The sequence below is a fragment of the Nitratireductor basaltis genome, from assembly GCF_000733725.1.
Taxonomy (GTDB): Bacteria; Pseudomonadota; Alphaproteobacteria; order Rhizobiales; family Rhizobiaceae; genus Chelativorans; species Chelativorans basaltis.
This window is the reverse complement of record NZ_JMQM01000001.1, coordinates 123,422-146,279: the sequence shown is the minus strand read 5'-3', so window position 1 is coordinate 146,279 and position 22,858 is coordinate 123,422. Positions and strand designations below refer to the sequence as shown.

The following is a 22,858-nucleotide window of genomic DNA, read 5'->3' as shown; positions in this document are numbered from 1 at the left end:
TCAGCGCCTTCCCTGAAACAAAATTTCTCAAACAGACCTAATCCCGCAAGTTTTGGCTTTTGAGCGCAAATTTCCACAACCCTCCCCTCCACGGGCTTGTCTACCCGCCTCCCTCCAAGCAGTCTCGCGCCACATCATCGAGGACCTGATTCATGAATTTCGCATCCGACAATTGGGCTGGTGCCCATCCGGCTATCAGCGAAGCGCTTGCGCAACATTCCACCGGACATGCCAGCGCCTATGGAACCAGCGAACTGGATCGCCAGGTCGAACAGAAATTCAGCGAACTTTTCGAGCGCGAGGTCGCTGTCTTCTTCGTCTCCACCGGAACGGCAGCCAACGCGCTTTCCATGGCGTTGACCATGAAGCCGGGTGGCGTGTGCTTCGCCCATGAGGCGGCACATATGATCGCCGATGAAGGCGGCGCCCCGGAATATCTATCAGGCGGCGGTCGGTTGCGCGGCGTAGCAGGTGGATTGGGCCGCATGGATCCTGCAGCGCTCGAAGCCGCTATTGGTGACTATCCTGCACAATTCATCCATGCAGGTCAGCCGGCTTCCGTCTCCATCACCCAGGCCAGCGAGATTGGCACCGTCTATGATCTCGAACAGATCGAGATGATCGGAGGGATCGCGAAGAAGCACGGTCTGCCGCTCCATATGGATGGCGCACGCTTCGCCAATGCGCTGGTATCGCTCGACACCACCCCTGCCGAGATGACCTGGAAACGCGGCGTCGACATACTTTCCTTCGGCGGCACCAAGAATGGCTGCTGGTGCGCGGAAGCCATCGTCGTGATGGATCCGGACAAAGCGCGCGAAATGCCGTTCATTCGCAAGCGCTCGGCCCAACTCTTCTCCAAGAGCCGTTTCGTGGCGGCTCAGTTCGCAGGCCATTTCAACGACGATCTCTGGCTGAAGACGGCCAGGCACGCCAACGCAATGGGCAAACGCCTCGCCGACAGTCTTGCATCCGCAGGTACTGCACGCCTTGCCTGGACACCGCAGGCCAACGAAATTTTCCTGATCATCGCTAAGCAGAAGGCCGAAACCGCCCTGCAGGCAGGGGCACGCTTCTATCCCTGGCCTGTGCCTCGCGGTGTTTCCTGCGGCGAAGATGAGGGTCTTTACCGCTTCGTGACTTCCTTTGCGACCAGCAAGGAAGATGTGGACGCGGTGGTGAACCTCCTCGCATAGACGCCGACGGATTCATCATCACGCGATGGTGAACCAACACTCGCATGCGATTGATTTCCCCGTGAAGCCGCAGACTGCCAGTCTTCGGGTGGCCGGAATGGTCCGGCTGATTTTCACGGAGGAATATCAATGTCTGGAAAAACCGCTCTCAGCGCCGCCTATATTGCGGGCTCCGTTGCTGCAGCACTTTCTGCCGCGACGCTCGCCACGGCGACCACGGCACAGGCTCAATCCAAGGAAAAGTGTTACGGCGTATCCATGGCTGGCCAGAATGACTGCGCAGCAGGTCCCGGCACCACATGTGCAGGCACCTCGAAGGTCGATTACCAAGGCAATGCCTGGAAAATGGTGGATGCAGGCACATGCGCCGACATAGAATTGCCCGGTGGCCGCATGGGCTCGCTTGAGCCTCTTGATCGCGACATCCCATCCTGATCTCACAACCGGGGAGCGCGATCATGACCGGAACCTATCCCACCAGGGCAACCAGGAACGGCCGCTTCCCGGCTTTCCCCCTCAAGGCCGATGCGGGCGCGAGTTTCAAACCTCAGCATTTCGAAGCCATTATCGCCGATCATGAGCCTGTCGGTTTTCTCGAGGTCCATGCCGAAAACTACATGGGCGCGGGCGGCCCGCCCCACGCCCTGCTGACGCGCCTGCGCGAGATCATCCCTGTCTCGCTGCATGGTGTGTGCATGTCGATTGGCGGCCTGCAGCCGCTTGATCGTGAGCATCTACAGCGTTTCGCCGCCCTTGTGGACCGCTATGAGCCAGCACTCGTCTCCGAACATCTGGCATGGTCGACCCATGATGACATCTTCTTCAATGACCTCCTGCCCCTGCCCTACACGGATGAAACGCTGGATCGGGTCTGCGACCACATCGACGAGGTCCAGAACGCGATCGGCCGGCCTATCCTGCTGGAAAATCCGTCCACCTATGTTCTCTTTGCCGAATCCAGTTGGTCGGAGACGGATTTCCTGAAGGAAGTGGTGCATCGCACCGGATGCGGCCTTCTGCTCGACATCAACAATGTCTTCGTCTCGGCCACCAATCACGGCTACAGCGCCACGGAGTATCTCGAGGCCTTCCCGTTGAACCATGTCGGCGAGATCCATCTCGCAGGCCATGACGAGCAGTCCGATGATGAAGGCGCACCGCTTCTGATCGACAGCCACGATCGCCCCGTGGCCGATCCGGTCTGGACGCTCTACGGCCATGTCATCGGCAAACGCGGTCCGGTGCCGACATTGGTCGAGTGGGATGCGGAGATACCTGACTGGCCTGTTCTCAAGGCCGAAGCCATGGCAGCCGGTGAAATTCTGGCGAACGCGGAGCGCAGAATAGCCCGCTCACGCAAGGGCGCGAAAGAAGCCAATGGTCACCTCGTCTGAAACACAAAGCTATGACCGGGACCTGGCGAAGGCTCTGAGCACGCGCGGCGCATCGAAGCCCGAGCGGATCGTCGGACCACGCGGCAAGGCGGCAGAAAAACGCTTCGACGTTTATCGCAACAACGTCTCCTACAGCATCGCGTCGGCTCTGCTCGAAATTTATCCAGCAACCGCACGCGTGATCGCCGAAGACAATTTTCGTCGTCTCGCCGCCATGTATGTGGAGCGCCATCCGCCGCGTTCACCCCTGCTTTTCGAATATGGCCGCGAGATGAGCACTTTCCTTGAAGGCTTCGAGCCGCTGTCCCACCTGCCCTATCTGGCCGATCTCGCACGGCTCGAACGGGCATGGCTCGATGCCTATCACGCAGCCGACGCCGCTCCGCTTGATGGTGAAACGCTTGCGTCGTGCAAGCCGGAAGATCTGCCAGGCCTCAGGCTCACCCCCCACCCCGCCATGCGCATCGTCGCTTCGCCCTATGCCATCCTCGACATCTTCAACGCCAATCGCGGGTCGGACATGACGCGTCGCCGCATCAATGCAGCCAATGCGCAGACCGTGCTCGTAACGCGTCCGCAGCTCACGGTAGAACTGGCAGCGATCTCTTCCGGCCAGGCCGTCTTCCTCGAGAGCCTGAGCGCAGGCAAGAACTTTGCCGAGGCAATTCAGTCAGCACAGGCATCCGAACCTGGTTTCGATCTGGCGTCAGCCATCGCGCTCATGATCGAGCGTGGCGCCATGCTGTCGCCAGCGCAGTGAAAGGAGAAGCATCATGCACAGCCTCTTTGAAGGTGCCGTGTCCCTCCACCGCCGGATTTTCAACGCGGTAGAGAACTTCGCGGACAATTGGCTTCCAGGCCTCGCCGCCCGCTTCGCCTTTCTTGCCGTCCTCTATCTCTATTTCCTGAACTCTGCCCGCACCAAGGTCGAAGAAGGCTTTTTGGGTTTCTTCAACGTGTCGGATGCCGCCTATTTCCAGATCGCGCTTCCTGCGGTGGAGGCCGCTGGTTTCGATGTCTCCCAGGTATCTTTCTTCCCTTGGACACCCATTGTCTGGGCGGGAACCTATGCGGAATTCCTCCTGCCGCTCCTGATCGTGATCGGGCTGTTCACACGGCTGGCCGCACTCGGCATGATCGGCTTCATCATCGTTCAGTCGATCGTGGACATCACCGTACACCAGGTGGGCGCTGAAACAGCCGGTGCATGGTTCGACCGCTTCTCCGATGGTTTGATCTGGGATCAGCGCACGCTATGGGCCTTCCTCCTTGGCTATCTTGTACTCAAGGGCGCAGGAGCCGTGTCGATGGACTGGGCGCTTTGGCGTTGGTGGCACTCATCGCCTGAAACGCCTCCCCACGCGGCAACAGTGACCTGAACGAAAATGGCGGTGCCGAGCGGCACCGCCATTTTCATCTTATCGAGATCTGGTGCGCCTGATCAGGCAGCGGTCTTGGCTTCGATCTGCTTGTTGGCATTCCCGTTGGCACGCGCGATCGGAATGCGGCGCGGCTTCATCTCATCGGGAATATTGCGCTTGAGCTCGATGTGAAGCAGGCCGTCCTTCAAGGTGGCCCCGGCTACCTCGACGAAGTCTGCAAGCTGGAAGCGGCGCTCGAAGCTGCGCGAGGCGATGCCACGGTAAAGCAGCTCGACATTCTCTTCGCGGTCTTCCTCCTGCTTCTCGCCCTTGATGGTCAGCACGTTGCGATGTGCTTCGAGCGAGATGTCGTCCTCGGAGAAACCGGCGACGGCCATCGAGATGCGATAGGCGTCTTCACCAGTGCGCTCGATATTGTAGGGCGGATAGCTCGGCGTATCGGGCTGACCGATGGAATCAAGCATGGTGAAGAGCCGGTCAAAGCCGACGGTTGAACGGTAGAGGGGCGAAAAATCGACATGACGCATGGTCTGTCCTCCTGTTGAGCAACAAGTTTGCGTATGGCCTTTCAAGGGAACCCGCTTCGGGCATTCCGGTGTTGGCCAGCGGCCCCGTATTGGCGACCGCAAAAGTTATTTGGGGATGCATTTTTGCCGGTTCAAGAGGCTCTTCTTCAACCACTCAAGCATGGGCCGCCATATCCCCGCTGCCAGCGATGAATGCAGGCTGAACAACGCCTTCCGCCTGCATTCATCTGCCTTCGACTAGACTGTGTCCATACTCCGAGTTCGCAGGCTGTCTTATGTCCCTTCGACAGTCTGTGGCGATGCCGGGGGCAGACAGTCTGCCCTCGGCATTCTTCCCATCTTCCCCGCCTCTGCCCTTTGCATTTGCCGTCCATCCGGCTATCACGCAGACAGATGAGCCCATCACCCGAAGCGGCGGAACCAATGGCTGATATCCTCCACGAAACGCCGGACAACCCGCTGCCCGACGGCATAACGGCTTCCCATATGACCGCGCGAGACGGAACACGCCTGCGCTATGCCGTCCTGACGGCGCCCGGCTCCCGGGGCACGACCGTTCTCCTGACGGGTCGCAACGAAAGCATCGAGAAATATTTCGAGACCATGCGTGACCTCGCCGCGCGCGGTTTTACCGTCGCCATTTTCGACTGGCGCGGACAGGGCGGATCGGAACGACTGCTCCGAGACCCGCGACGCGGACATGTTGAGCGGTTCACGGCCTATGCGCAGGACCTCGACCAATTCTTCGAGGAGGTCGTGCTCCCCGACTGCCGTCCCCCCTATAACTTGCTTGCACATTCCATGGGTGCATTGATCGCACTGAGCGCGGCAGACAAGCTGGTGAACCGCGTTCGACGCATGGTGCTGCTTGCCCCGCCGCTGACATTCTCCGCACCGCTGCCTATGAAGTGGCTGAAAAGGCTGGCCGGCTTCTACTTCGCGCTCGGGCTTGGCAGTCGCTATCTTCCGGGCACGAAACGCCGTGGCGTGCTGCCGCCATTCAAGGGCAACCGGCTGACCACCGATCTGGAGCGCTTCACCCGCAACCAGAACATCGTGCGCGCGCACCCCGAGCTCGGCCTCGGCGGGCCGACTGCCTCCTGGATCTATGCCGCATGCCTTGCGTCCGAACAGGTGCGTGAGCCCGACTTCATGGCCACGGTCCGCATACCCACGCTTTTCATTGCCGCGGGTGCAGATCAGGTGGTCTCCACACCAGCCATCGAGCGCTATGCCAGGCATTTGCGTTCCGGGTCTTCGCTGACCGTTGATGGCGCGCGCCATGAAATGCTGCAGGAGAAGGACCTTTACCGCGAGCAGGTGCTAGCGGCATTCTCGGCTTTCTCGAAAACGGGTGAAATCGCCTGACGCGCTCAGCTGCGCAGCAGCGCCAGCGCCTCTGCATGAAGCTCCGGTGTGGCGGCAGCGATCACGTCGCCTCCTTGCTCGGCACGCCCACCCTGCCAATCCGTGATGACGCCTCCCGCCGCCTCGACCACCGGGATCAGCGCGACGATGTCATAGGCTTGCAAACCGGACTCGATCACCAGATCGACATTGCCGCTCGCCAGCATGGCATAGGCATAGCAATCGGTTCCGTAACGTGCGAGCTGCGATGCGGCTTCCACCGCGTCATACAATGCCCGCTTGCCGTCCAGGAAAAGACTGGGCGTCGTGGTGCAGACCGTCGCCTGCGCAAGCGCGCTGGTCTTGCGCGTTGCAAGCCTGCGCTCTCCGCCCGGTCCCTCGTAGAAGCCGGCGCTGCCGTCTGAAACATAAAGCTCGCCGGTAAATGGCTGCGCCATCATCCCGGCAACTGCCCGGCCATCGACCTTCAGCCCCACAAGCGTGCCCCAAAGCGGAATGCCCGAAATGAAAGCGCGCGTGCCATCAATCGGGTCGATCACCCATTCACGCCCGCTCGTGCCCTCCTTGATGCCGAACTCCTCGCCAAGAATGGCGTCATCGGGAAACTGCTCCTCGATCAATGCGCGGATCGCGCGCTCCGCCATCCGGTCGGCCTCCGTCACGGGGTCAAACCCGCCCGAAAGCTTGTTCGACACATCACCATGAGCACGGAAGCGCGGCAGCGTCTCGGCTGCTGCAGCCTTCGCGATTCGGCGCAAGAATTCCCGTTCGACGATCAAATTCCGCTCTCCTGGACCCGGACAAAGCCTCTGCCGGCCAATAAATTGTGCAAGATGAACCCGCAGCACGCGCTTCAAATTGACACCTGCACTGCACCACATAAAGTGATTCTCAGGGTAGATGACATGCTGCCCTGCCCTACAGCAAGGGCGTTTCCTCCCTGGACTAGTGGCCGTGTCGCCAAGGCGATGCGGTCTTTTTTGGACGGTATCGGAAACTGCTACTCCGCAGCCAGCGGAGGCACCACGAAGTGCTGTACGGGAATATCCATCAGCTCCACCATGAAGGATCGCAGGTCTTCGGCCAGACGGTCGAAGCCGTCCGTGCGGGTCAGATCCTTCTCATTCATGTAGAGGCCACGGTTGATCTCGATCTGCATTGCGTGAAGCTGTTCGACCGGCCTGCCATAGTGCTCGGTGATGAAGCCGCCTGCATATGGCTTGTTATGCGCGACCGTATAGCCCTTGGAGGCAAGAATCCGGATCGCGCGCTCGACCAATGCCGGACTGGCAGAAGCCCCGAAGCGATCACCTATGATGAAATCAGGCCGCAGCCCCAGTTCACCGGTGCGAATATTGGCCGGCATCGAGTGACAATCGACCAGGATCGCATAGCCGAACTGCGCCCGAGTTCGCGCAAGAATATCTGCCAGACACGCATGGTAAGGCCGATAGATGCCATCGATACGCGACAGGGCTTCATCGAGCCCGATGCGGGTCTTGTAGATCTCCATCCCCTCGCCAACCAGGCGTGGAATTGTACCAAGACCGCCTGCTACCCGCGGTGAACGAATATTGGCGTATGGTGGAAGCGGTTCCCGAAACATGCGCGGATCCAGTTCCCACGGCTCCCGATTCACGTCCAGATAAGCACGGGGAAAATTCGCACTGAGCAGAGGCGCACCGAGCGAAGGCGCCGGCGCAAACAACTCGTCCACATAACAATCTTCGGAGCGCCTGATCGCGATAGCATCCAGCCGGCTCATGGAAAGAAACCGTTCCGGATAGTGGCAGCCGCTATGGGGTGAATTGAAGACGAAAGGCGCTTTTTGTGCAGGTTCCACGACCTTGAAGGCCGGAACATTGCCGAAATCTTCTACTGCGCCCATTCACATATTCCCGTTCGCCGCGACATCGCCAATAGACACGTCACGCGCCCCATCCTGGAAAGCGTGCCACCATCACGGTGTTCTGTCCATGGCGACACGGCCAACATTCACTTGATATTTACCGTGCCCGAATCATATAGCAATGAGGTTGAAGGCGCCGGGTTCCGGCTGCCCGTTGAGACGCGGAAGTTGATATGGCACGAATTCTGCTTGCGGAAGATGATGAAGACATGCGCCGCTTCCTGGTCAAGGCGCTGGAACGCGCTGGCCATGATGTGGTGGATTTTGACAATGGCGCTGGCGCTTATTCCCGCCTGCGTGAGGAGCCGTTCTCGCTGCTGCTCACCGACATCGTCATGCCCGAAATGGACGGAATTGAGCTTGCCCGCCGTGCAACCGAGATCGATCCTGACCTGAAAGTCATGTTCATCACCGGATTCGCAGCGGTCGCGCTGAACCCCGATTCCGAGGCGCCGCGTGACGCGAAGGTCCTGTCCAAACCCTTCCATCTGCGCGATCTCGTCAACGAGGTGGAAAAGCTGCTTCAGGCAGCCTGAAGGGGCTTGCCGATAAACCTCGACGGCAAAGTTTGATTTTTGTTCGAGAGGCTATTGACGGGCGCTTGGAACTTGTGGTCTATGCGCCGCGTCGGATGGGCGTGTAGCTCAGCGGGAGAGCACTTCGTTGACATCGAAGGGGTCACTGGTTCAATCCCAGTCACGCCCACCATCCTTCCCAGAAATTTGAACGACATCTTCGGTTGCAGCATGGCTGCACCCCGCCGATGCGCACCTGCATTCTTTCCTGAAGCGCCACATTCGCGGCACAGGCAGATGCTAAGCCTTACAACAATTTAATAATTTAACGCGTGAAACGCGCACCGCGTGTGGCGTATGAAGAATACGCACCCTGCCACCGCCATTTCTGCGGATGCAGCGCGAATTGTATTATTGATTCCCCTTGGGAGAATTTCAGATGAAGTGGTGGAAGCAGGCTTTTTTGAGCCTCATGCTCCTGATCGTCGCTGGCGCCGGCTGGTATCTCTTTTTCCCCGGCGCAAAGGATATTGCTGCGCGTTGGGGCCTGGAAGGCGGGCCGGCTGCGGCAGCAACCTCTCCCGATCAGCAGACTTCCGGCCGCGGGCAGGCCTCCGGCGGCGAACAGCCGGGCCGCCCGGGTGGACGTCCCGGCGGGCGCGGCAGGCCTGGCATGGACACGGCCGTGGTAGCTGAACCGGTCACCACCGCGACCATAAATGACAGGCTGTCGGCCATTGGCACGGGTCGCGCGCAGAGTTCCGTGGAAGTGCGCCCCTTCGCATCCGGCCGCATTACCGAAATGACGATCGAAGCCGGAGCGCGCGTGGACGCGGGAGATGTGATCGCGCGCCTCGACAGTGACGCTGAAACGATCGCTCTGGACCGCGCGAAGATTGCGCTGGAAGACGCTCAGGCCACACTGAAACGCATCTCGGCCCTGCGCTCTTCCAATACCGTTACCGCCGTCCAGCAGACCGAAGCCGAGCTTGCCGTGCGCAATGCGGAGCTTGCATTGCGCGATGCGGAACTGAACCTCTCACGCCGCATCATCGCCGCGCCGATTGCGGGTGTCGTGGGCATCTTGCCTGTTAGCCAGGGCGCTTATGTCACGACATCCGACACGGTCGCCCAGATCGAGGACCGCTCCAGCATTCTGGTCGATTTCTGGATTCCGGAACGCTACGCACAGCAGGTTGCGACAGGCATGGCACTGACTGCGCAGTCGGTTGCCCGCCCAGCTGAAGCTTATGAAGGCGAAATCTCCGCCATCGACAACCAGATCGACAGCGAAAGCCGCACCCTGCGTGTACAGGGCAAGATCGCAAATGCGCAGGACCGCCTCCGCTCAGGCATGGCGTTCAAGGTCACTCTTCGCTTCGACGGCGATCTCTACGCTGCCGTGCCGCCGCTCGCCATCCAATGGGGCAATGATGGCGCATATGTCTGGGCGGTCGTGGATGGTGTGGCCAACCAGAAGCCAGTGAAGATCGTCCAGCGCAACACCGACAGCGTTTTGGTCGACGCGGATTTCGTTGAGGGCACCCGGGTTGTGACCGAAGGCGTCCATGCCGTGCGTGAGGGCTCAGAGCCGCGGATTGCCGGCGATGCACCTGCACGCGACCAACGCGGTTCGTGAGAGGAAGCGCTGTCATGAGCACCGAAAACAACTCCAGCGGCACCGTCGGACTGACCGCACTCTTCGTCCGTCGTCCGGTCTTTGCATTTGTCGTGAACACGTTGATCGCTGTTGCCGGCCTTGCAGCCCTTTACGGCGTGGAAGTGCGCGAGCTTCCCGATGTCGACAGACCCGTCATCTCGATAACGACCACCTTTGACGGTGCAGCCGCAGAAACGATCGACCGCGAAATCACCGATTTCGTTGAAGGCGCCGTTGCGCGCATTTCCGGCGTGACGGCGATTTCTTCCCAGTCTTCTTTCGGCCGCAGCCGCGTTACGGTCGAGTTCTCGGAAGAGGTAAATCTCGACACTGCCGCCTCCGATGCGCGCGATGCGGTAGGCCGCATCGAGAACCAGCTTCCGGATGAAGCGGATTCCCCGACGGTAGTGAAGGCGGATGACGACGCCGAGGCAGTGCTGCGCCTTGCTCTCACATCGGAGACCATGTCGGTGGAAGACATGACGGTGCTGGTGGAAGAGGAAGTCGCCGACCGGCTTGCCGCTGTCCCAGGGGTGGCTGACGTGCAGGTCTTTGGCGACCGCGACAAGATCTTCCGCATCGACATTGATCAGACACGTCTCGCCAGCCTCGGCCTCTCGGTTGCTGATGTCTCAAGCGCTCTCAACACAATTGCCTTTGACGCGCCAGCGGGCTCGATCACCAACAGCACCCAGGACCTGATCGTCCGCGCAACCTCGTCCATTGAGACCGCTGAAGATTTCGAAGCAGTCGAACTGTCACGCAATGTGCGCCTCGGCGATGTCGCAACCGTGACGCTCGGCCCCGACGACGGCGGCACCATCCTGCGCGCGAATGGCAAGAGCGGCATCGGCCTTGGCATTGTTCGCCAGGCTCAATCGAACACGCTGGAAATCTCCAACGGTGTGCGTGAAGCGGTTGAGGCGATCCGTCCGAACCTGCCGGAAGGCACGACGCTGGAAATCACCAGTGACGATGCGACCTTCATCGAAGGCGCAATTCACGAGGTTCAGATCGCACTCGGCATCTCCGTGACGGTCGTGCTTCTCGTGATCTTCATGTTCCTGCGCGACATCCGCGCCACCATCATTCCCGGCGTCGCCATCCCCGTGGCACTGATCGGCACGGTGGCGGCGATCTATCTCGCCGGCTTTTCCATCAATATCCTGACGCTGCTGGCCCTCGTCCTGGCGACAGGTCTCGTCGTGGACGACGCGATCGTGGTGCTGGAGAACATCGTGCGCCGCCGCAATGAAGGCATGGGTCCGCGCGCTGCAGCCGTCCTTGGCACGCAGGAAGTCTTCTTCGCTGTCATTGCGACGACGGCAACACTGGTGGCGGTTTTCGTTCCGCTCTCATTCCTGCCAGGCCAGGCTGGCGGCCTGTTCCGCGAATTCGGCTTCGTGCTCGCAATCTCGGTTTTCCTGTCTTCCATCGTCGCACTGTCCCTGTGCCCGATGCTGGCTTCACGATTGCTTGCTGCAGGTGTACGGCAGGATGAGAGCACGAAGCGGAAGAACGGCCTCGGCGATCGCATAGGCGCTCTGTTCTCGAGCCTCTATGCCGCAACCCTGCGCTTCTGTTTGAACGCCCCCTCGGTCATCATCATCGCTTCGGTGCTGTTCGCAGCAGCCGCGTTCAGCCTCTACGGCTCCATCAAGAGCGAACTGACCCCCAACGAAGACCGCGCGATGGCCTTCATGCGGGTCTCCGCCCCACAGGGCGTGAGCGCGGATTATCTGGCGGGGCAGCTTCGCCGTATCGAAGCACTCGTCGCACCTCTGATTGAAAGCGGCGATGTACGCAGCACGTTCTCCGTTTCGGGTCGCGGCGGCTCCAATAGCGGCTTCCTCATCCTCGGTCTTGCACCATGGGACGAGCGTGAACGCAGCCAGCAGGAGATCCTCGACGAGATCAACGCCCTGGCAGCGCAAGTCCCAGGCGTGCGCGCATTCGCCTTCCAGCCAAACAGCCTCGGCATTCGCGGGTCAGGCAGTGGTCTGCAATTCGCGGTTGCCGGCAGCAGCTATGATCGGCTGTCAACGGCAGCAAATGCGATCCTCGCCGAGATGGAGCAGGATGACCGCTTCGACCGCCCCCGCCTCTCCCGTGATGCCACCCAGCCGCAGTTGAAAGTGGTGATCGACCGCGAACGCGCCGCCGACCTCGGTATCGACTATTCGGGCATGAGCCAGGCGATCCAAGCCCTTCTGGATGGCCGCTCGGTCGGCTCGGTGTTCCTCGACGACAAGAGCATCGACGTGAAGATGCTTTCGACGCTGAACCCAATCAACGATCCGACGGATCTGGAAAACATCTTCATCAAGACGGGCGACGGCCGCTTCGTGCCGCTCTCGACCATCACGACGCTTACCGAACAGGCCGTGCCGCCCTCCCTTGGTCGCGAAAACCAGTTGCGCGTCATCAACATCACGTCCGGCCTGGCTGACGGTTTTGCCCTGGGCGACGCACTCGCGGAAGTGCAGCAGATCGCAGAGGATCATCTGCCCCCGGGCGCGCGCATCGTGCCCCTGGCAGAAGCTGCCTCCCTTGGCGAAACCACCAACAGCATGTTCACGATCTTCGGCTTTGCCATCGTGATCATCCTTTTGGTCCTCGCGGCCCAGTTCGAAAGCTTCGTCAGCGCGCTGATCATCATGGCAACCGTGCCGCTCGGCCTTGCCTGCGCCATCTTCGCGCTTCTGCTGACCGGCCAGAGCCTCAATGTCTACAGCCAGATCGGGCTCGTCCTGCTGGTGGGCATCATGGCCAAGAACGGCATCCTGATCGTGGAATTCGCCAATCAGCTGCGCGATCAGGGGCTGAGTGTGCGTGAAGCGGTGGAACGCGCATCCATCATCCGCCTGCGTCCGGTCGCCATGACCATGATCTGTACCGTGGTTGGCGGCATCCCGCTGATCCTTGCAACGGGAGCCGGTGCGGAAGCACGTGTTGCGCTGGGCTGGGTAATTGTGGGTGGCCTCGGGCTCTCCGCGGTCTCCACCCTTTATCTGACACCGGTAGCCTATCTTCTGCTCGGCCGCTTCATCACGCCGAAGGTCGAAGAGGAAGCACGCCTCAATCGCGAACTCGATCAGGCAACATCCCTATCGAACTAGGCTGGAATGGACATGTCAGGCGGCTCCTTGAGAACCGCCTGACAATCGAACTCAGATCTTTTCCTGAGTGTACTTCTTCAGCTCCGTGCGCGCGATCTGGCGGCGATGCACCGCATCCGGACCATCGACGATGCGAAGCGTGCGAAGATGCGTCCATGCGCGTGCCAGCGGCGTGTCCTGACTGATCCCCTGCGCTCCGAACAGCTGCACCGCCTCATCCGCCACTTTAAGCGCCATGCGCGGTGCGGCAACCTTGATCTGGCTGATCCAGGGTGCCGCCGCCTTGGGATCGCCCTGATCCATCATCCATGCCGCCTTGAGGCACAAAAGCCGCGCCATCTCGATCTCCATGCGGCAATCCGCGATGATGTCGAAATTGGCACCCAGTTCCGCCAGGCGCTTGCCGAATGCCTTACGCTCCAACGCGCGTTTGCACATCAGCTCCAGCGCGCGCTCCGCCTGTCCGATGGCCCGCATGCAGTGATGGATACGCCCCGGCCCAAGCCGCCCCTGTGCAATGGCAAAACCCTTCCCCTCGCCCACCAGCAGATGGTCTGCCGGCACGCGCACATTCTCAAAGCGGATGTGCATATGCCCGTGCGGTGCGTCATCCTCGCCGTAAACGAGCATCGGACGCAGAACGGTCACGCCGGGCGTGTCTGCCGGCACAAGGATCATCGAATGCTGCTCATGGCGTGATCGGTCGGGATCGGGCGTATGCACCATCACGATATAGATCGAGCAGCGCGGATCACCCGCACCTGATGACCACCACTTTTCGCCATTGAGCACATATTCGTCGCCATCGCGCTCGCAGCGCATGGAAATGTTCGTGGCATCCGATGATGCGACATCCGGCTCGGTCATCAGATAGGCCGACCTGATCTCTCCTTGCAGCAACGGCTTCAGCCAGCGCTCCTTGTGCTCAGGCCGCCCGAAACGCTCCAGAACCTCCATGTTTCCTGTGTCCGGTGCCGAACAGTTGAAGACTTCCGCCCCCAGATGCGCCTTGCCCATCTCCTCTGCCAGATAGGCATATTCAACCGTATTGAGCCCGTAGCCGCGCTCGGAATCCGTCAGCCAGAAATTCCACAGGCCGCGCTCCTTTGCCTTGGCCTTCAGTCCTTCCAGTATCTCAGTCTGACGTTTGGTATAGGTCCAGCGATTGCCCTCGTGTCCGACCTCGGCAAGAAATTCCTCGTCAAGCGGCATGATCTCGTCGCGCACCATGGCCGCGACCTTTTCATGGATCGGCTTCAGCCGCTCGCTCATGCCGAGATTCATCTCGTCCATCCGCATCTCCTCCCGCCATCTGGCCTGCTGGACGTGCCGGCGAAAACCCGCCCTTTACGAAAGCGTGAAAGGTGAACAGACTGCCCCCGCCTGTCAATCACTCGAAAGTGGCGGGCGGCTCAAGGATGAGGAGACTTGATGAGCTACGTGGAGGAACTCTTTTCGTTGAAGGGAAAGCGCGCGCTGGTGACCGGCGGTGCTTCGGGCATCGGCCATATGGCTGCCACGGCACTTGTTCATGCCGGCGCACATGTCATGATTGCTTCGCGCCGGGGGGAGGAATGCGAGGCAACGGCAGAAGAGCTGAACGCCCTTGATGCGGCAGGTTCGGCTGAAGGCTTTGCCGGCGATGTAGGAACGGAAGAAGGCGTCAACGCACTGGCAAAGGCAGTCGGCGAGCGTGGCGACAAGCTCCACATCCTGTTCAACAATGCAGGTGTCAGCTGGGGCGAGCGTCTGGAAAGCTTCCCCTACAGCGCCTGGGCGCGGGTGATGAGTGTCAATGTGACGGGGCTCTTCCACCTGACCCGCCAGCTTCTGCCCCAGCTTCAGGCGGCAGCCACCGATGCCGATCCCGCGCGGATCATCAATCTCGGTTCGGTCATGGGTAGCCAACCCGTCGCGGAAGGCGCCTATTCCTACACCGCCTCAAAGGCTGCCGTGCATCACCTGACCCGCACGCTTGCAGACGAATTTACCGAGAAGCGCATTACGGTGAACGCCTTCGCTCCCGGCCCCTTCCAAAGCCGTATGACCGCCTTTGCGACCGGCTCCGATGAGAAAGCTGCCAAGGTCGGCGCACGCGTGCCGCTGGGTCGCATCGGCCAGCCGGATGACATCGCAGGTGCCACCCTGTATCTGTGCTCGCGCGCAGGCGCTTACGTGACCGGAGCAATCCTGCCGATTGACGGGGGCCAATCCGTGCAGCACGGCATCAGGCTGTTCCGCGACTAGAAGAACAAGATGACCAACGGAGCTTGATGCGCCTTCATGATGATGATCTCAATCGATGCGGCCCGCGAACTTGTAGGCCAGGAAGTGGGCGTGTCCGAGTGGCGCATGGTCACACAAGACATGATCGACAAGTTCGCCGACGCGACGGACGATCACCAGTTCATCCACACCGACCCGGAACGCGCTGCGAAGGAAACGCCCTATGGCGGCACCATTGCGCATGGCTTCCTCACACTCTCTCTTCTGTCCACGATGGTTTTCGAGGCCGTGCCACGGCTTGAGGGCACCAGCATGGGCGTCAATTTCGGCTTCGACAAGATCCGCTTCCTCAATCCGGTCAAATGCGGCGCGCGCATCCGCACGCGCTTTCATCTTGCCGAACTGCGGGTGCGCCCTTCGGGCATTGTCGAGATCCACTATGATCTCGCCATGGAGATCGAGAACTCCGTTAAGCCGGCCATCACCGCACGCTGGCTGACACTGGCAATGCCCGACCGGACGGGGGAGGACGCATGAACGCAGCCAACGCATCCGAGATCGAAGCGCTTCGGCCCTTTCTGGAGGATCGCGTCGCGCAGCTTGGAAGCATCGCGCATATCGAAAAGTTCGGATCGGGACAGTCGAACCCGACCTATATGCTGGAGACGAGCACGGGCAAATTCGTGCTGCGCACCCAGCCGCCCGGAAAGCTTCTGAAGTCCGCCCATCGCGTTGATCGCGAGTTCCGCGTCATGCGGGCTCTTGCCGAAACGGAGGTACCTGTCCCACCGGTCCTCTTTCTCGCTGACGAAGACAACCCGCTCGGGCGCATGTTCTATCTCATGGGCCATGTGGAGGGTCGTATCTTCTGGGACCCGGCGCTGCCTGAAGCCCGCCACAATGAAGAGCGTGCCGCCATCTTCGATGCCATGAATGCGACGCTCGCCGCTTTGCACAATGTGGATGTGAAGGCGGCAGGGCTGGAAGACTACGGCAAGCCCGGCGACTATTTCGCCCGCCAATATGCGCGCTGGTCCGAACAGTACCGCACAACCGAAACCCGTGAGATCGCGAACATGGACCGGCTGATCGCCTGGCTTGGCGAAAACATGCCACCGGATGACGGCCAAAGCTGCCTCGTGCATGGCGACTTCCGCCACGACAACATGATCTTCGCTACCGACCGACCGGACATCCTCGCCCTGATTGATTGGGAGCTCTCCACGCTTGGCCATCCGCTGGCCGACCTGTCCTATCAGTGCATGCAGTGGCGCCTGCCCCACGCCTCGGCGTTCAAGGGCCTTGGCGGCATCGAGCGCAACAAGCTTGGTCTGCCCACGGAAGAGGCCTATGTGTCGCGCTATGCCCAGCGCCGCGGCCTGTCGGACATCCCGCATTGGAATTTTTACCTGGCATTCGCCTTCTTCAGGCTCGCCGCCATCTGCCAGGGTGTCTACAAGCGTGCGCTTGACGGCAACGCCTCCAACCCGCAAAAGGCCGAGGCTTACGGTCAGCAGGTTGAAACCATGGCCGATCTGGCAATGGATTTGGTTGAAGGCGCTTGAAGCGCGGGGCAGAAGAACAGGGACATGGGGCAGATGAAGCGCTTTGACGGACGCACCGTGCTGCTGACAGGCGCATGCGGTGGATTTGGCCGGTCGATCGCTCACGCCCTGGCTGCCGAAGGGGCGAATCTGGTCCTGTCCGACTACGAGCCCGAACCGCTCATGACATTGGTTGCGGAGCTGCAGGAGCGTCATGATTGCGCGGTGGTGGCACATGCAGGCGACATCGCCGACGAAAACACCTCCGAGACACTCGTTGATCTTGCGGTGGAGCATTTTTCCACGCTCGACATAGCGATCAACAATGCCGGTATAGCGCAGTCTTTTGTGCGCTTTCACCTCATCCCCTCGGAGGAAGCCCGTCGGGTGCTGGAAGTGGACCTTTTGGGCGTGTTCTTCGCCATGAAGCACCAGCTTCCCGTCATGGAGCGGCAGCATCGAAAGGGGAAACGCAAGGGTGCCATCGTCAATATTTCATCGGTCGCGGGCCTGGGTGGCGCACCACGACTGGCTGTTTACTCTGCAGCAAAGCACGGGGTGGTGGGCCTGACCCGCACGGCCGCCGCTGAATATGCCGCCAAGGGTATCAGGGTAAACGCCGTATGCCCCTCCTTCGCGCGCACTGACATGGTGACCGAGATGCTTTCCATGTCTCCGGCAGATCAGGAAAAGGCAGAGGCAGAACTGACACGCGGCGTGCCCATGAAGCGGCTGGCCGAAGTCGACGAGGTGGTGACAGCCGTTCTGTTCGCAGCAGACCCGGCGAACAGCTTCATGACGGGCCAGGCCATCGGCATTGACGGCGGCATCTCCGCGCTGTGATCAGGCAGCCTGGCCGCCCAGGCTGTTTCTTGCAGGCTCGGTGTTGTTCAACGGCACGCGACAGCTGAAGCGGTAGCCGTTTTCAGAATCAGTACACGTCATGCCGCCCCATTTCTGCTCTACCAGCAGGCTGATGAGCTTCGAACCGAAGCCTGTCCCACGCGTTTGGGTGCAAGGCTCCATCCCTTTGGACAGCGCGTCCGACCACTCCATCAGGAAATATTCCTTGGCTTCCGCGTCCCTTTCGATGCGCCAGGATAACTCCACTGCCCCTTCCACATTTTTCAGCGTGCCGTATTTCACTGCGTTGGTCGAAAGCTCATGGAGAATGAGCCCGAGATCGAAGCAGAGTTCAGGTGGCAGGAGCACGTCGCGGCCACGCATGTCCACCCTGTCCCTGAACGGCTCCAGAACTTCGCGGGCCAGGCTGGCAAACTGCGTCATGGTCCAGCCGCCCTTGGCGATCAGGAAGTTGGAGCGCGATAACGAACCCAAGCGCTCTGCAAATATGCGATGCGCCTTCGCCAGATCGTGATTGGGCGTGAAGGTCCGATGCGCAAGCGTGTTCACCAATTGCAGCATGTTTCCCGCCCGATGCGCCATCTCGCGCACCAACAACATGCGGTGTTCGGTGGCAGCGATCTGGCGGGCGCTGTTCGCAACAATATGCGCCAACGCGTTCAGAAATTCCGCATCCGCCGGATCGAATGCTCGTGCCGTCGTTGCGTAAACGCTGAAAACACCGAATGGCCGCTCGTCAGAGCCGGCGATCACCGTGCTCATCCCACTGATAACGCAGTGATCATGCAGGAGCTGCGGCCCGCTGAAGCGCGTCTCGAGTGCCAGATTGCTGACAATTACGGGGCGCCCCTCCTGAAGGGTAAAACCGGCCATGGTGGAAGCGTTGTTGCTGACATGCTCATGGCCTTCGCTGCCCCGCCGCCAACCGATCCCTGACAGAAGTACCAGTTCTTCGCCACTGTTCGTCAGCTGCAGGATCTTTGCCAGCGGCACTTCCAGCACATCGGCTGCAACGCGCACCGCGCGATCGGCGACAGCCTGCAGCGACTCCTCGCCGAGTGCGAAGCTTCCCAGTTCCTCCAGGGCCCTCTGCTGCCGCAATCGCCGCGTCAACTGCATTTCGGCACGTACCCGCGTGGTGACATCCATGCAGGCGCCGGTGAGCCATTTCTCACCGTTCTCATCGAGCACCAGACCGCCTCTGGTTTCGATCCAGCGGACCTGGTCGGTCACCTTGGGATTGGTGCGGTAAATGAAGCTGTATGGCTCGCCGGTCTGAACGGAGATGCTGATCGCGCGCCAGACATCGTCAAGATCATCGGGATGGACATCGCGCTTGAAGCTGTCGAGTGTCGCATCGTAACGACTGGCCGGCGCGCCATGAACCTCGGTCAGATTGTCGGTCCAGAGCAGAAAATCGCTGTCGACCTTCCAACGCCATACGCCAACCCCCGCCAGACGCAGGCCGTCGAGCAGGTGCTTTGCAGATTCCAGGTGTTCGTAGGGTTCAGGCGCCACCGCATACATAGAAGTCACCCCTCGCAACCGGCGTGCAAACCCCGGTCGGGAAAATCATAATCGTAAAGTGATGGCTGGAACAAATGTTTTTGCCCACACCCGCTTCTACCTGCAAGAGCCAGGAAAGTTTTCTTAACGCTCGGTGCAGGCGAAACTCTCAATGAGTTCCGCCTGCACGCGACATCATTTCTTGCGTTCTGAGCGATCACGAGCCGGGTCACCGGTGCGTGTTATGGATGTGACGGCAGGAGGATCAGAGGCAGGAAACGTCTCTTCCAGTCCTTCTTCCAGTTCTTCCTCATCTGCGCGTTCGAGTTTCTCGATCCTGTCGACCGCCTCACCGGGCGCACCGGTGCGCGTAGAGCGAGTGACGGAGACAGGATCGCTGGCGGGGAATGTTTCTTCCAGCCCTTCTTCCAGTTCGTCATCAAGCTCTTCGCGCTTGTGCTTGTCCGAAACGCGATCATCATGATCGGTCTCGGATTTCGGATTGTTTGGATCAGCGTGCATAAGAACCATCCTGTTTTACCCCTCAACGCAAGGTGATGGCAGGCGGTTCCTTGGCGACGATGATTATGTTGACGAAGCTGAAGCCCCCTCGCCCGTTGCGCGACGCCACGTAATCAACGCATAGCCCGCAATAAGCACGCTGATGAAAAACTCGCGGACTTCTGAAAGCTCATAGCCATCTTCCATATTGTGACCGAGTGTCAGGAAGACCAGTTGCGAAAGCATGAGAAGCGCGGCCTGGATCAATGCGGCCATGCGCAGCTTGGTATCGTTCCTCCCGATCACGACAGCTGTCAGAAGGCCGCAAAAGAACCAGATCTGGTAGGGAATGATGTTCCACGATTCATACATCAGCCCGCAGACCGGCAGGGCGAACAAGGCGAACCATGTCGGAGGAACATAATAGCCAAGCTGCGACAGCATCTGCGGCAATCGCTTGGGCCAGAAAGCCGGCAGCAAGACGAAAGCCAGAACGGCGGTGCTGTAATAGACCAGCTCAAACCTGTAGGTATAGAAATTATGGAGATTGGTCTCGTTCTGGAGATTGCCCTTGAACGCCTCCGGCGTCCCGAAGCCGATCCAGTGCTGTCCCCATGAAGTCTCTTCCATCAGGATCAGGAACACGGCACCTGACAGAAGCGCGTGGATTACGCTTCCATTGATTCCCATAAGCGTTCCAAGCCCGGTGCGCCAGGCGGAGGACACGCTCAGCACCAGAAAGACAAGCGCCCCCACAAGCACCACCTCGGTGAGAACGCTCAGCGGCTGCAATTCGCGCACGAAATGGTTGAGGCTGCGCGGAACCAGGATCACTGCCAGCGCCGTGGCGAGAAGAAATAGCATGCTGCCGGATAGCGAACGCAGAACCAGAGGCGGAATGCTTGTCGCGTTACGTCCTCTCAGCTGCGCGCCAACAAGCACTATTCCCAAGGCCGCCACGATGGCCGACAGCGTTTTCGCAACACCGAAGAGTGAGAAATCGGGCTCGCCCTTGTCGAGGATTTCGATGCCCAGCATCAGGTGCCCGTAACCTCCCACGCCAAGAGCAGGAAGAACAGCTACTAGCATCAACGCAATGTCCGTATTGCGAAATCGAACCTCACGGCCTGCCAGTTCGCTCATCCCCGCCCCCTTAGCCGACACAACATCACGGATTTCTATCGGAGAGAGGTTTGAGGAAGGTAAAGAAGCACATCAGACGAAAAAAGCTCGACAGCTTCATGAGCATCTGCTATGAGCCGCCCCATTTCGCGGTGGAAATTTCCGCTGCGGGCACTGCCTGCGTGAATGCAGGTAAACCATCAACGCTATGACAGGAAACCCCGGTGCAGGTACTCGTCCGCGACAACAATGTTGATCAGGCGCTTCGCGCGCTTAAGAAAAAGATGCAGCGCGAAGGCATTTTCCGCGAGATGAAGATGCGCGGGCATTACGAAAAGCCTTCTGAAAAGCGCGCCCGTGAAAAGGCCGAAGCCGTGCGCCGTGCGCGCAAGCTGGCTCGCAAGCGCGCGCAGCGTGAAGGCGTTCTGGGACGGCCGGCAGCTCGCTGATTGCCGTTTTCTTGACGATTTCCTGCCTTACGGCATGGGTGGCGTGATCGCGAGATCAGCGCCACCTTTTTCGTTTGCGACAACGGAACTGGCAGCGCAGGATGCGCAACAGCTTTAATTCGAGGAATGGGTGGGTTTGAAACCGATGGCAGAGCTTGGGACAAGATTTGGTGGGACCGTACTCCGCAAGATGGGGATGGCAGCATTCCTGATCGTCCCACTCGCAGCCTGCAGCCCCGCCGACACGGTTGATGATCTGGCGCGCATCGATACCGCGCAAGGGTCCCAGGAAAACATTGGATCGCTGACTGCCGTCATCCAACGCACTCCCAATGATCCGGAGGCCTATAACATCCGTGGCGCCGCCTTGGGTCGTGCGGGCCGTTATCGCGAAGCGCTGGAAGACTTCAACAAGGCCATTCAGCTCGACCCGCGCTCCGCCCGCGCCTATGCCAACCGGGCGCTCATCTATCGCCGTATGGGTGACAATGCCAATGCGGTGAACGATTACACCCAGGCGATCAGCATCAACCCCAATTACGACACCGCCTATATCGGACGCGGCGAGATCTACCGGCTGAACGGCCGCACCCAGGAAGCCTTCCAGGACTTCGAACGGGCCATCCAGCTCGACACTACCGATCCGCGCGCCTATCTGCGTCGGGGGCTGCTCTATCAGGCCAGCAATCAGCATCAATACGCCATCGAGGATTTTGCGACCGCGATCTCCCTCTCCCCCGACCAGCCTTACGGCTATAATGGCCGCGGCGTTTCGTATCTGGCGCTGGGCGACACCGAAAACGCCTTCACCGACTTCAATACGGCCATTCGACTGGACGAGAATCTGGCCGAGAGCTGGGCCAACCAGGCGCTCGTCTATGAGCAACAGGGCGACAAGGCCAAGGCTGCACGGTCCTACAGCCGCGCGCTCCAGCTTGACGCCAATTATGAGCCCGCCCGTGAGGGACTTGCCCGCACCAAGGCCTGACGCCTGGCCAAAAATTCGGGAACCAGATTGCGCCCGCGCAGTTCATCCCTCTCCAGATCACAGGAGACGGACGAATGAAGAAGCACGCAATCCTGGCAGCAGCACTTGCAGCAAGCACGCTCGGTGCGGCAACACCCGCTTTCAGCCAGGACCGCACGGAAATCGGTATCCTCGATTGCATCATCGAGGGCGGCGCCGATATCGCCATCGTAACCTCCAAGGATCTTTCCTGCACTTTCGATCCGGCCGGTGACGACCGTCCACCGGAAGCCTATTTCGGCGTGGTCAACAAGATCGGCCTCGAGATTGGCGCGACCAGCGAGAAGGTGATGCGCTGGGCAGTGCTGGCCCCCACCGCTGATGCCTATACGCCCGGAGCGCTTGCTGATGACTATGTCGGTGCAAGTGCGGAAGTGACTGCCGGTATTGGCGGCGGCGCAAATCTGCTCGTTTCCGAAAGCAACAAGAACCTCGTCCTGCAGCCGCTTTCCGTTCAGGCGCAGACGGGTCTGAACCTCGCGGTCGGCGTCAGCGAATTCCAGCTTCGCTCGACCGCGCAGTAAGAAGCTCCAACGAGGCGTTCCCTGC

23 protein-coding genes and 1 tRNA gene are annotated in these 22,858 nt (G+C 60.2%); 17 read left to right on the top strand and 7 right to left on the bottom strand.

The features are described 5' to 3' along the window. The first annotated feature begins 152 nt into the window (after positions 1-152). From EL18_RS00665 to EL18_RS00645, 5 genes are all read left to right on the top strand, one after another. On the top strand, positions 153-1,196 hold the full coding sequence (locus tag EL18_RS00665; RefSeq protein ID WP_036478720.1) for a threonine aldolase family protein: 1,044 nt from the start codon (positions 153-155) through the stop codon (positions 1,194-1,196). A 129-nt stretch (positions 1,197-1,325) separates the two neighbouring features. Next, positions 1,326-1,631, top strand: a complete 306-nt coding sequence (locus tag EL18_RS00660; protein WP_152552923.1) for a BufA1 family periplasmic bufferin-type metallophore — start codon at positions 1,326-1,328, stop codon at positions 1,629-1,631. Positions 1,632-1,654: 23 nt separating this feature from the next. Beyond that, positions 1,655-2,590, top strand: coding sequence for an MNIO family bufferin maturase (gene bufB / locus EL18_RS00655; protein WP_036478717.1), 936 nt, complete (start codon positions 1,655-1,657; stop codon positions 2,588-2,590). Continuing rightward, positions 2,574-3,350 carry an HvfC/BufC family peptide modification chaperone gene (locus EL18_RS00650; RefSeq protein WP_036478714.1) on the top strand — a complete coding sequence of 259 codons (777 nt, stop codon included), beginning with the start codon at positions 2,574-2,576 and terminating at the stop codon, positions 3,348-3,350. The genes bufB and EL18_RS00650 overlap by 17 nt, the downstream gene beginning before the upstream one ends. A 13-nt stretch (positions 3,351-3,363) precedes the next feature. After that, the gene (locus tag EL18_RS00645) at positions 3,364-3,969 is read left to right on the top strand and encodes a DoxX family protein (RefSeq protein ID WP_036478712.1); all 606 of its coding nucleotides are present in this window, start codon (positions 3,364-3,366) and stop codon (positions 3,967-3,969) included. 62 nt (positions 3,970-4,031) lie between these two features. Here EL18_RS00645 and EL18_RS00640 read toward each other — a convergent pair whose 3' ends face one another. Then, the gene (locus EL18_RS00640; protein ID WP_036478710.1) at positions 4,032-4,499 is read right to left on the bottom strand and encodes an Hsp20 family protein; all 468 of its coding nucleotides are present in this window, start codon (positions 4,497-4,499) and stop codon (positions 4,032-4,034) included. 423 nt (positions 4,500-4,922) lie between these two features. On the opposite strand from EL18_RS00640, the gene EL18_RS00635 reads away from it, so the two are divergent. Then, positions 4,923-5,867, top strand: coding sequence for an alpha/beta fold hydrolase (locus tag EL18_RS00635; RefSeq protein WP_036478707.1), 945 nt, complete (start codon positions 4,923-4,925; stop codon positions 5,865-5,867). 5 nt (positions 5,868-5,872) lie between these two features. Here the strand turns inward: EL18_RS00635 and hisN are convergent, their stop codons facing one another. Both hisN and EL18_RS00625 read right to left on the bottom strand, forming a co-directional pair. After that, positions 5,873-6,646 carry a histidinol-phosphatase gene (gene hisN, locus EL18_RS00630; protein ID WP_036483551.1) on the bottom strand — a complete coding sequence of 258 codons (774 nt, stop codon included), beginning with the start codon at positions 6,644-6,646 and terminating at the stop codon, positions 5,873-5,875. Positions 6,647-6,867: 221 nt separating this feature from the next. Beyond that, entirely contained in the window at positions 6,868-7,755 is an 888-nt protein-coding gene (locus EL18_RS00625; RefSeq protein WP_036478704.1) for an N-formylglutamate amidohydrolase, read from the bottom strand. A 194-nt stretch (positions 7,756-7,949) separates the two neighbouring features. Between EL18_RS00625 and cpdR the strand changes: the two genes are divergently transcribed. The 4 genes from cpdR to EL18_RS00605 all read left to right on the top strand — a co-directional run bounded on the left by cpdR (position 7,950) and on the right by EL18_RS00605 (position 13,070). Next, a complete protein-coding gene (cpdR, locus tag EL18_RS00620; protein ID WP_036478702.1) occupies positions 7,950-8,312 on the top strand; it encodes a cell cycle two-component system response regulator CpdR in 363 nt (120 codons plus the stop codon). Positions 8,313-8,409: 97 nt separating this feature from the next. After that, positions 8,410-8,484: transfer RNA gene (locus EL18_RS00615), tRNA-Val, on the top strand. 246 nt (positions 8,485-8,730) lie between these two features. Beyond that, positions 8,731-9,930 (top strand): efflux RND transporter periplasmic adaptor subunit, encoded by a 1,200-nt coding sequence (locus tag EL18_RS00610; RefSeq protein WP_036478700.1) that lies wholly within the window; start codon positions 8,731-8,733, stop codon positions 9,928-9,930. A 14-nt stretch (positions 9,931-9,944) separates the two neighbouring features. Beyond that, positions 9,945-13,070 (top strand): efflux RND transporter permease subunit, encoded by a 3,126-nt coding sequence (locus EL18_RS00605; protein WP_036478698.1) that lies wholly within the window; start codon positions 9,945-9,947, stop codon positions 13,068-13,070. 51 nt (positions 13,071-13,121) lie between these two features. Here EL18_RS00605 and EL18_RS00600 read toward each other — a convergent pair whose 3' ends face one another. Further along, positions 13,122-14,363, bottom strand: a complete 1,242-nt coding sequence (locus EL18_RS00600) for an acyl-CoA dehydrogenase family protein (RefSeq protein WP_036478696.1) — start codon at positions 14,361-14,363, stop codon at positions 13,122-13,124. Between the two features lie 138 nt (positions 14,364-14,501). On the opposite strand from EL18_RS00600, the gene EL18_RS00595 reads away from it, so the two are divergent. The 4 genes from EL18_RS00595 to EL18_RS00580 are packed head-to-tail and all read left to right on the top strand — an operon-like array spanning position 14,502 to position 17,683. After that, on the top strand, positions 14,502-15,317 hold the full coding sequence (locus tag EL18_RS00595; protein ID WP_036478695.1) for an SDR family oxidoreductase: 816 nt from the start codon (positions 14,502-14,504) through the stop codon (positions 15,315-15,317). A 36-nt stretch (positions 15,318-15,353) separates the two neighbouring features. After that, positions 15,354-15,833: a MaoC family dehydratase gene (locus tag EL18_RS00590; protein WP_036478693.1), complete on the top strand. Its 480-nt coding sequence runs from the start codon at positions 15,354-15,356 to the stop codon at positions 15,831-15,833. Beyond that, positions 15,830-16,861, top strand: a complete 1,032-nt coding sequence (locus tag EL18_RS00585; protein ID WP_036478691.1) for a phosphotransferase family protein — start codon at positions 15,830-15,832, stop codon at positions 16,859-16,861. The genes EL18_RS00590 and EL18_RS00585 overlap by 4 nt, the downstream gene beginning before the upstream one ends. 24 nt (positions 16,862-16,885) lie before the next feature. Continuing rightward, entirely contained in the window at positions 16,886-17,683 is a 798-nt protein-coding gene (locus EL18_RS00580; RefSeq protein WP_036478689.1) for an SDR family NAD(P)-dependent oxidoreductase, read from the top strand. Here EL18_RS00580 and EL18_RS00575 read toward each other — a convergent pair whose 3' ends face one another. The 3 genes from EL18_RS00575 to EL18_RS00565 form a co-directional block, all read right to left on the bottom strand. Beyond that, positions 17,684-19,231 carry a sensor histidine kinase gene (locus EL18_RS00575; protein ID WP_036478687.1) on the bottom strand — a complete coding sequence of 516 codons (1,548 nt, stop codon included), beginning with the start codon at positions 19,229-19,231 and terminating at the stop codon, positions 17,684-17,686. 174 nt (positions 19,232-19,405) lie between these two features. Further along, positions 19,406-19,732, bottom strand: coding sequence for a hypothetical protein (locus tag EL18_RS00570; protein WP_036483548.1), 327 nt, complete (start codon positions 19,730-19,732; stop codon positions 19,406-19,408). Positions 19,733-19,795: 63 nt separating this feature from the next. Next, complete coding sequence (locus EL18_RS00565; protein WP_152552922.1) at positions 19,796-20,854, bottom strand: hypothetical protein; 1,059 nt, start codon at positions 20,852-20,854, stop codon at positions 19,796-19,798. Positions 20,855-21,057: 203 nt separating this feature from the next. On the opposite strand from EL18_RS00565, the gene rpsU reads away from it, so the two are divergent. The 3 genes from rpsU to EL18_RS00550 all read left to right on the top strand — a co-directional run bounded on the left by rpsU (position 21,058) and on the right by EL18_RS00550 (position 22,833). Continuing rightward, complete coding sequence (gene rpsU, locus EL18_RS00560) at positions 21,058-21,282, top strand: 30S ribosomal protein S21 (protein WP_036478685.1); 225 nt, start codon at positions 21,058-21,060, stop codon at positions 21,280-21,282. A gap of 190 nt (positions 21,283-21,472) precedes the next feature. Then, entirely contained in the window at positions 21,473-22,270 is a 798-nt protein-coding gene (locus EL18_RS00555; protein WP_425277129.1) for a tetratricopeptide repeat protein, read from the top strand. Positions 22,271-22,344: 74 nt separating this feature from the next. Then, entirely contained in the window at positions 22,345-22,833 is a 489-nt protein-coding gene (locus tag EL18_RS00550) for a DUF992 domain-containing protein (protein WP_036478681.1), read from the top strand. The last annotated feature ends 25 nt before the right edge of the window (positions 22,834-22,858 follow it).

Excerpts from the sequence above, each read along its gene's own strand:
- EL18_RS00665 (WP_036478720.1), top strand. The coding sequence starts at position 153 with ATGAATTTCGCATCCGACAATTGGGCTGGTGCCCATCCGGCTATCAGC.
- EL18_RS00660 (WP_152552923.1), top strand. The coding sequence starts at position 1,326 with ATGTCTGGAAAAACCGCTCTCAGCGCCGCCTATATTGCGGGCTCCGTT.
- bufB (WP_036478717.1), top strand. The coding sequence starts at position 1,655 with ATGACCGGAACCTATCCCACCAGGGCAACCAGGAACGGCCGCTTCCCG.
- EL18_RS00650 (WP_036478714.1), top strand. The coding sequence starts at position 2,574 with ATGGTCACCTCGTCTGAAACACAAAGCTATGACCGGGACCTGGCGAAG.
- EL18_RS00645 (WP_036478712.1), top strand. The coding sequence starts at position 3,364 with ATGCACAGCCTCTTTGAAGGTGCCGTGTCCCTCCACCGCCGGATTTTC.
- EL18_RS00640 (WP_036478710.1), bottom strand. The coding sequence starts at position 4,499 with ATGCGTCATGTCGATTTTTCGCCCCTCTACCGTTCAACCGTCGGCTTT.
- EL18_RS00635 (WP_036478707.1), top strand. The coding sequence starts at position 4,923 with ATGGCTGATATCCTCCACGAAACGCCGGACAACCCGCTGCCCGACGGC.
- EL18_RS00625 (WP_036478704.1), bottom strand. The coding sequence starts at position 7,755 with ATGGGCGCAGTAGAAGATTTCGGCAATGTTCCGGCCTTCAAGGTCGTG.
- cpdR (WP_036478702.1), top strand. The coding sequence starts at position 7,950 with ATGGCACGAATTCTGCTTGCGGAAGATGATGAAGACATGCGCCGCTTC.
- EL18_RS00610 (WP_036478700.1), top strand. The coding sequence starts at position 8,731 with ATGAAGTGGTGGAAGCAGGCTTTTTTGAGCCTCATGCTCCTGATCGTC.
- EL18_RS00605 (WP_036478698.1), top strand. The coding sequence starts at position 9,945 with ATGAGCACCGAAAACAACTCCAGCGGCACCGTCGGACTGACCGCACTC.
- EL18_RS00600 (WP_036478696.1), bottom strand. The coding sequence starts at position 14,363 with ATGGACGAGATGAATCTCGGCATGAGCGAGCGGCTGAAGCCGATCCAT.
- EL18_RS00595 (WP_036478695.1), top strand. The coding sequence starts at position 14,502 with ATGAGCTACGTGGAGGAACTCTTTTCGTTGAAGGGAAAGCGCGCGCTG.
- EL18_RS00590 (WP_036478693.1), top strand. The coding sequence starts at position 15,354 with ATGATGATGATCTCAATCGATGCGGCCCGCGAACTTGTAGGCCAGGAA.
- EL18_RS00585 (WP_036478691.1), top strand. The coding sequence starts at position 15,830 with ATGAACGCAGCCAACGCATCCGAGATCGAAGCGCTTCGGCCCTTTCTG.
- EL18_RS00580 (WP_036478689.1), top strand. The coding sequence starts at position 16,886 with ATGGGGCAGATGAAGCGCTTTGACGGACGCACCGTGCTGCTGACAGGC.
- EL18_RS00575 (WP_036478687.1), bottom strand. The coding sequence starts at position 19,231 with ATGTATGCGGTGGCGCCTGAACCCTACGAACACCTGGAATCTGCAAAG.
- EL18_RS00570 (WP_036483548.1), bottom strand. The coding sequence starts at position 19,732 with ATGCACGCTGATCCAAACAATCCGAAATCCGAGACCGATCATGATGAT.
- EL18_RS00565 (WP_152552922.1), bottom strand. The coding sequence starts at position 20,854 with ATGAGCGAACTGGCAGGCCGTGAGGTTCGATTTCGCAATACGGACATT.
- EL18_RS00555 (WP_425277129.1), top strand. The coding sequence starts at position 21,473 with ATGGGGATGGCAGCATTCCTGATCGTCCCACTCGCAGCCTGCAGCCCC.
- EL18_RS00550 (WP_036478681.1), top strand. The coding sequence starts at position 22,345 with ATGAAGAAGCACGCAATCCTGGCAGCAGCACTTGCAGCAAGCACGCTC.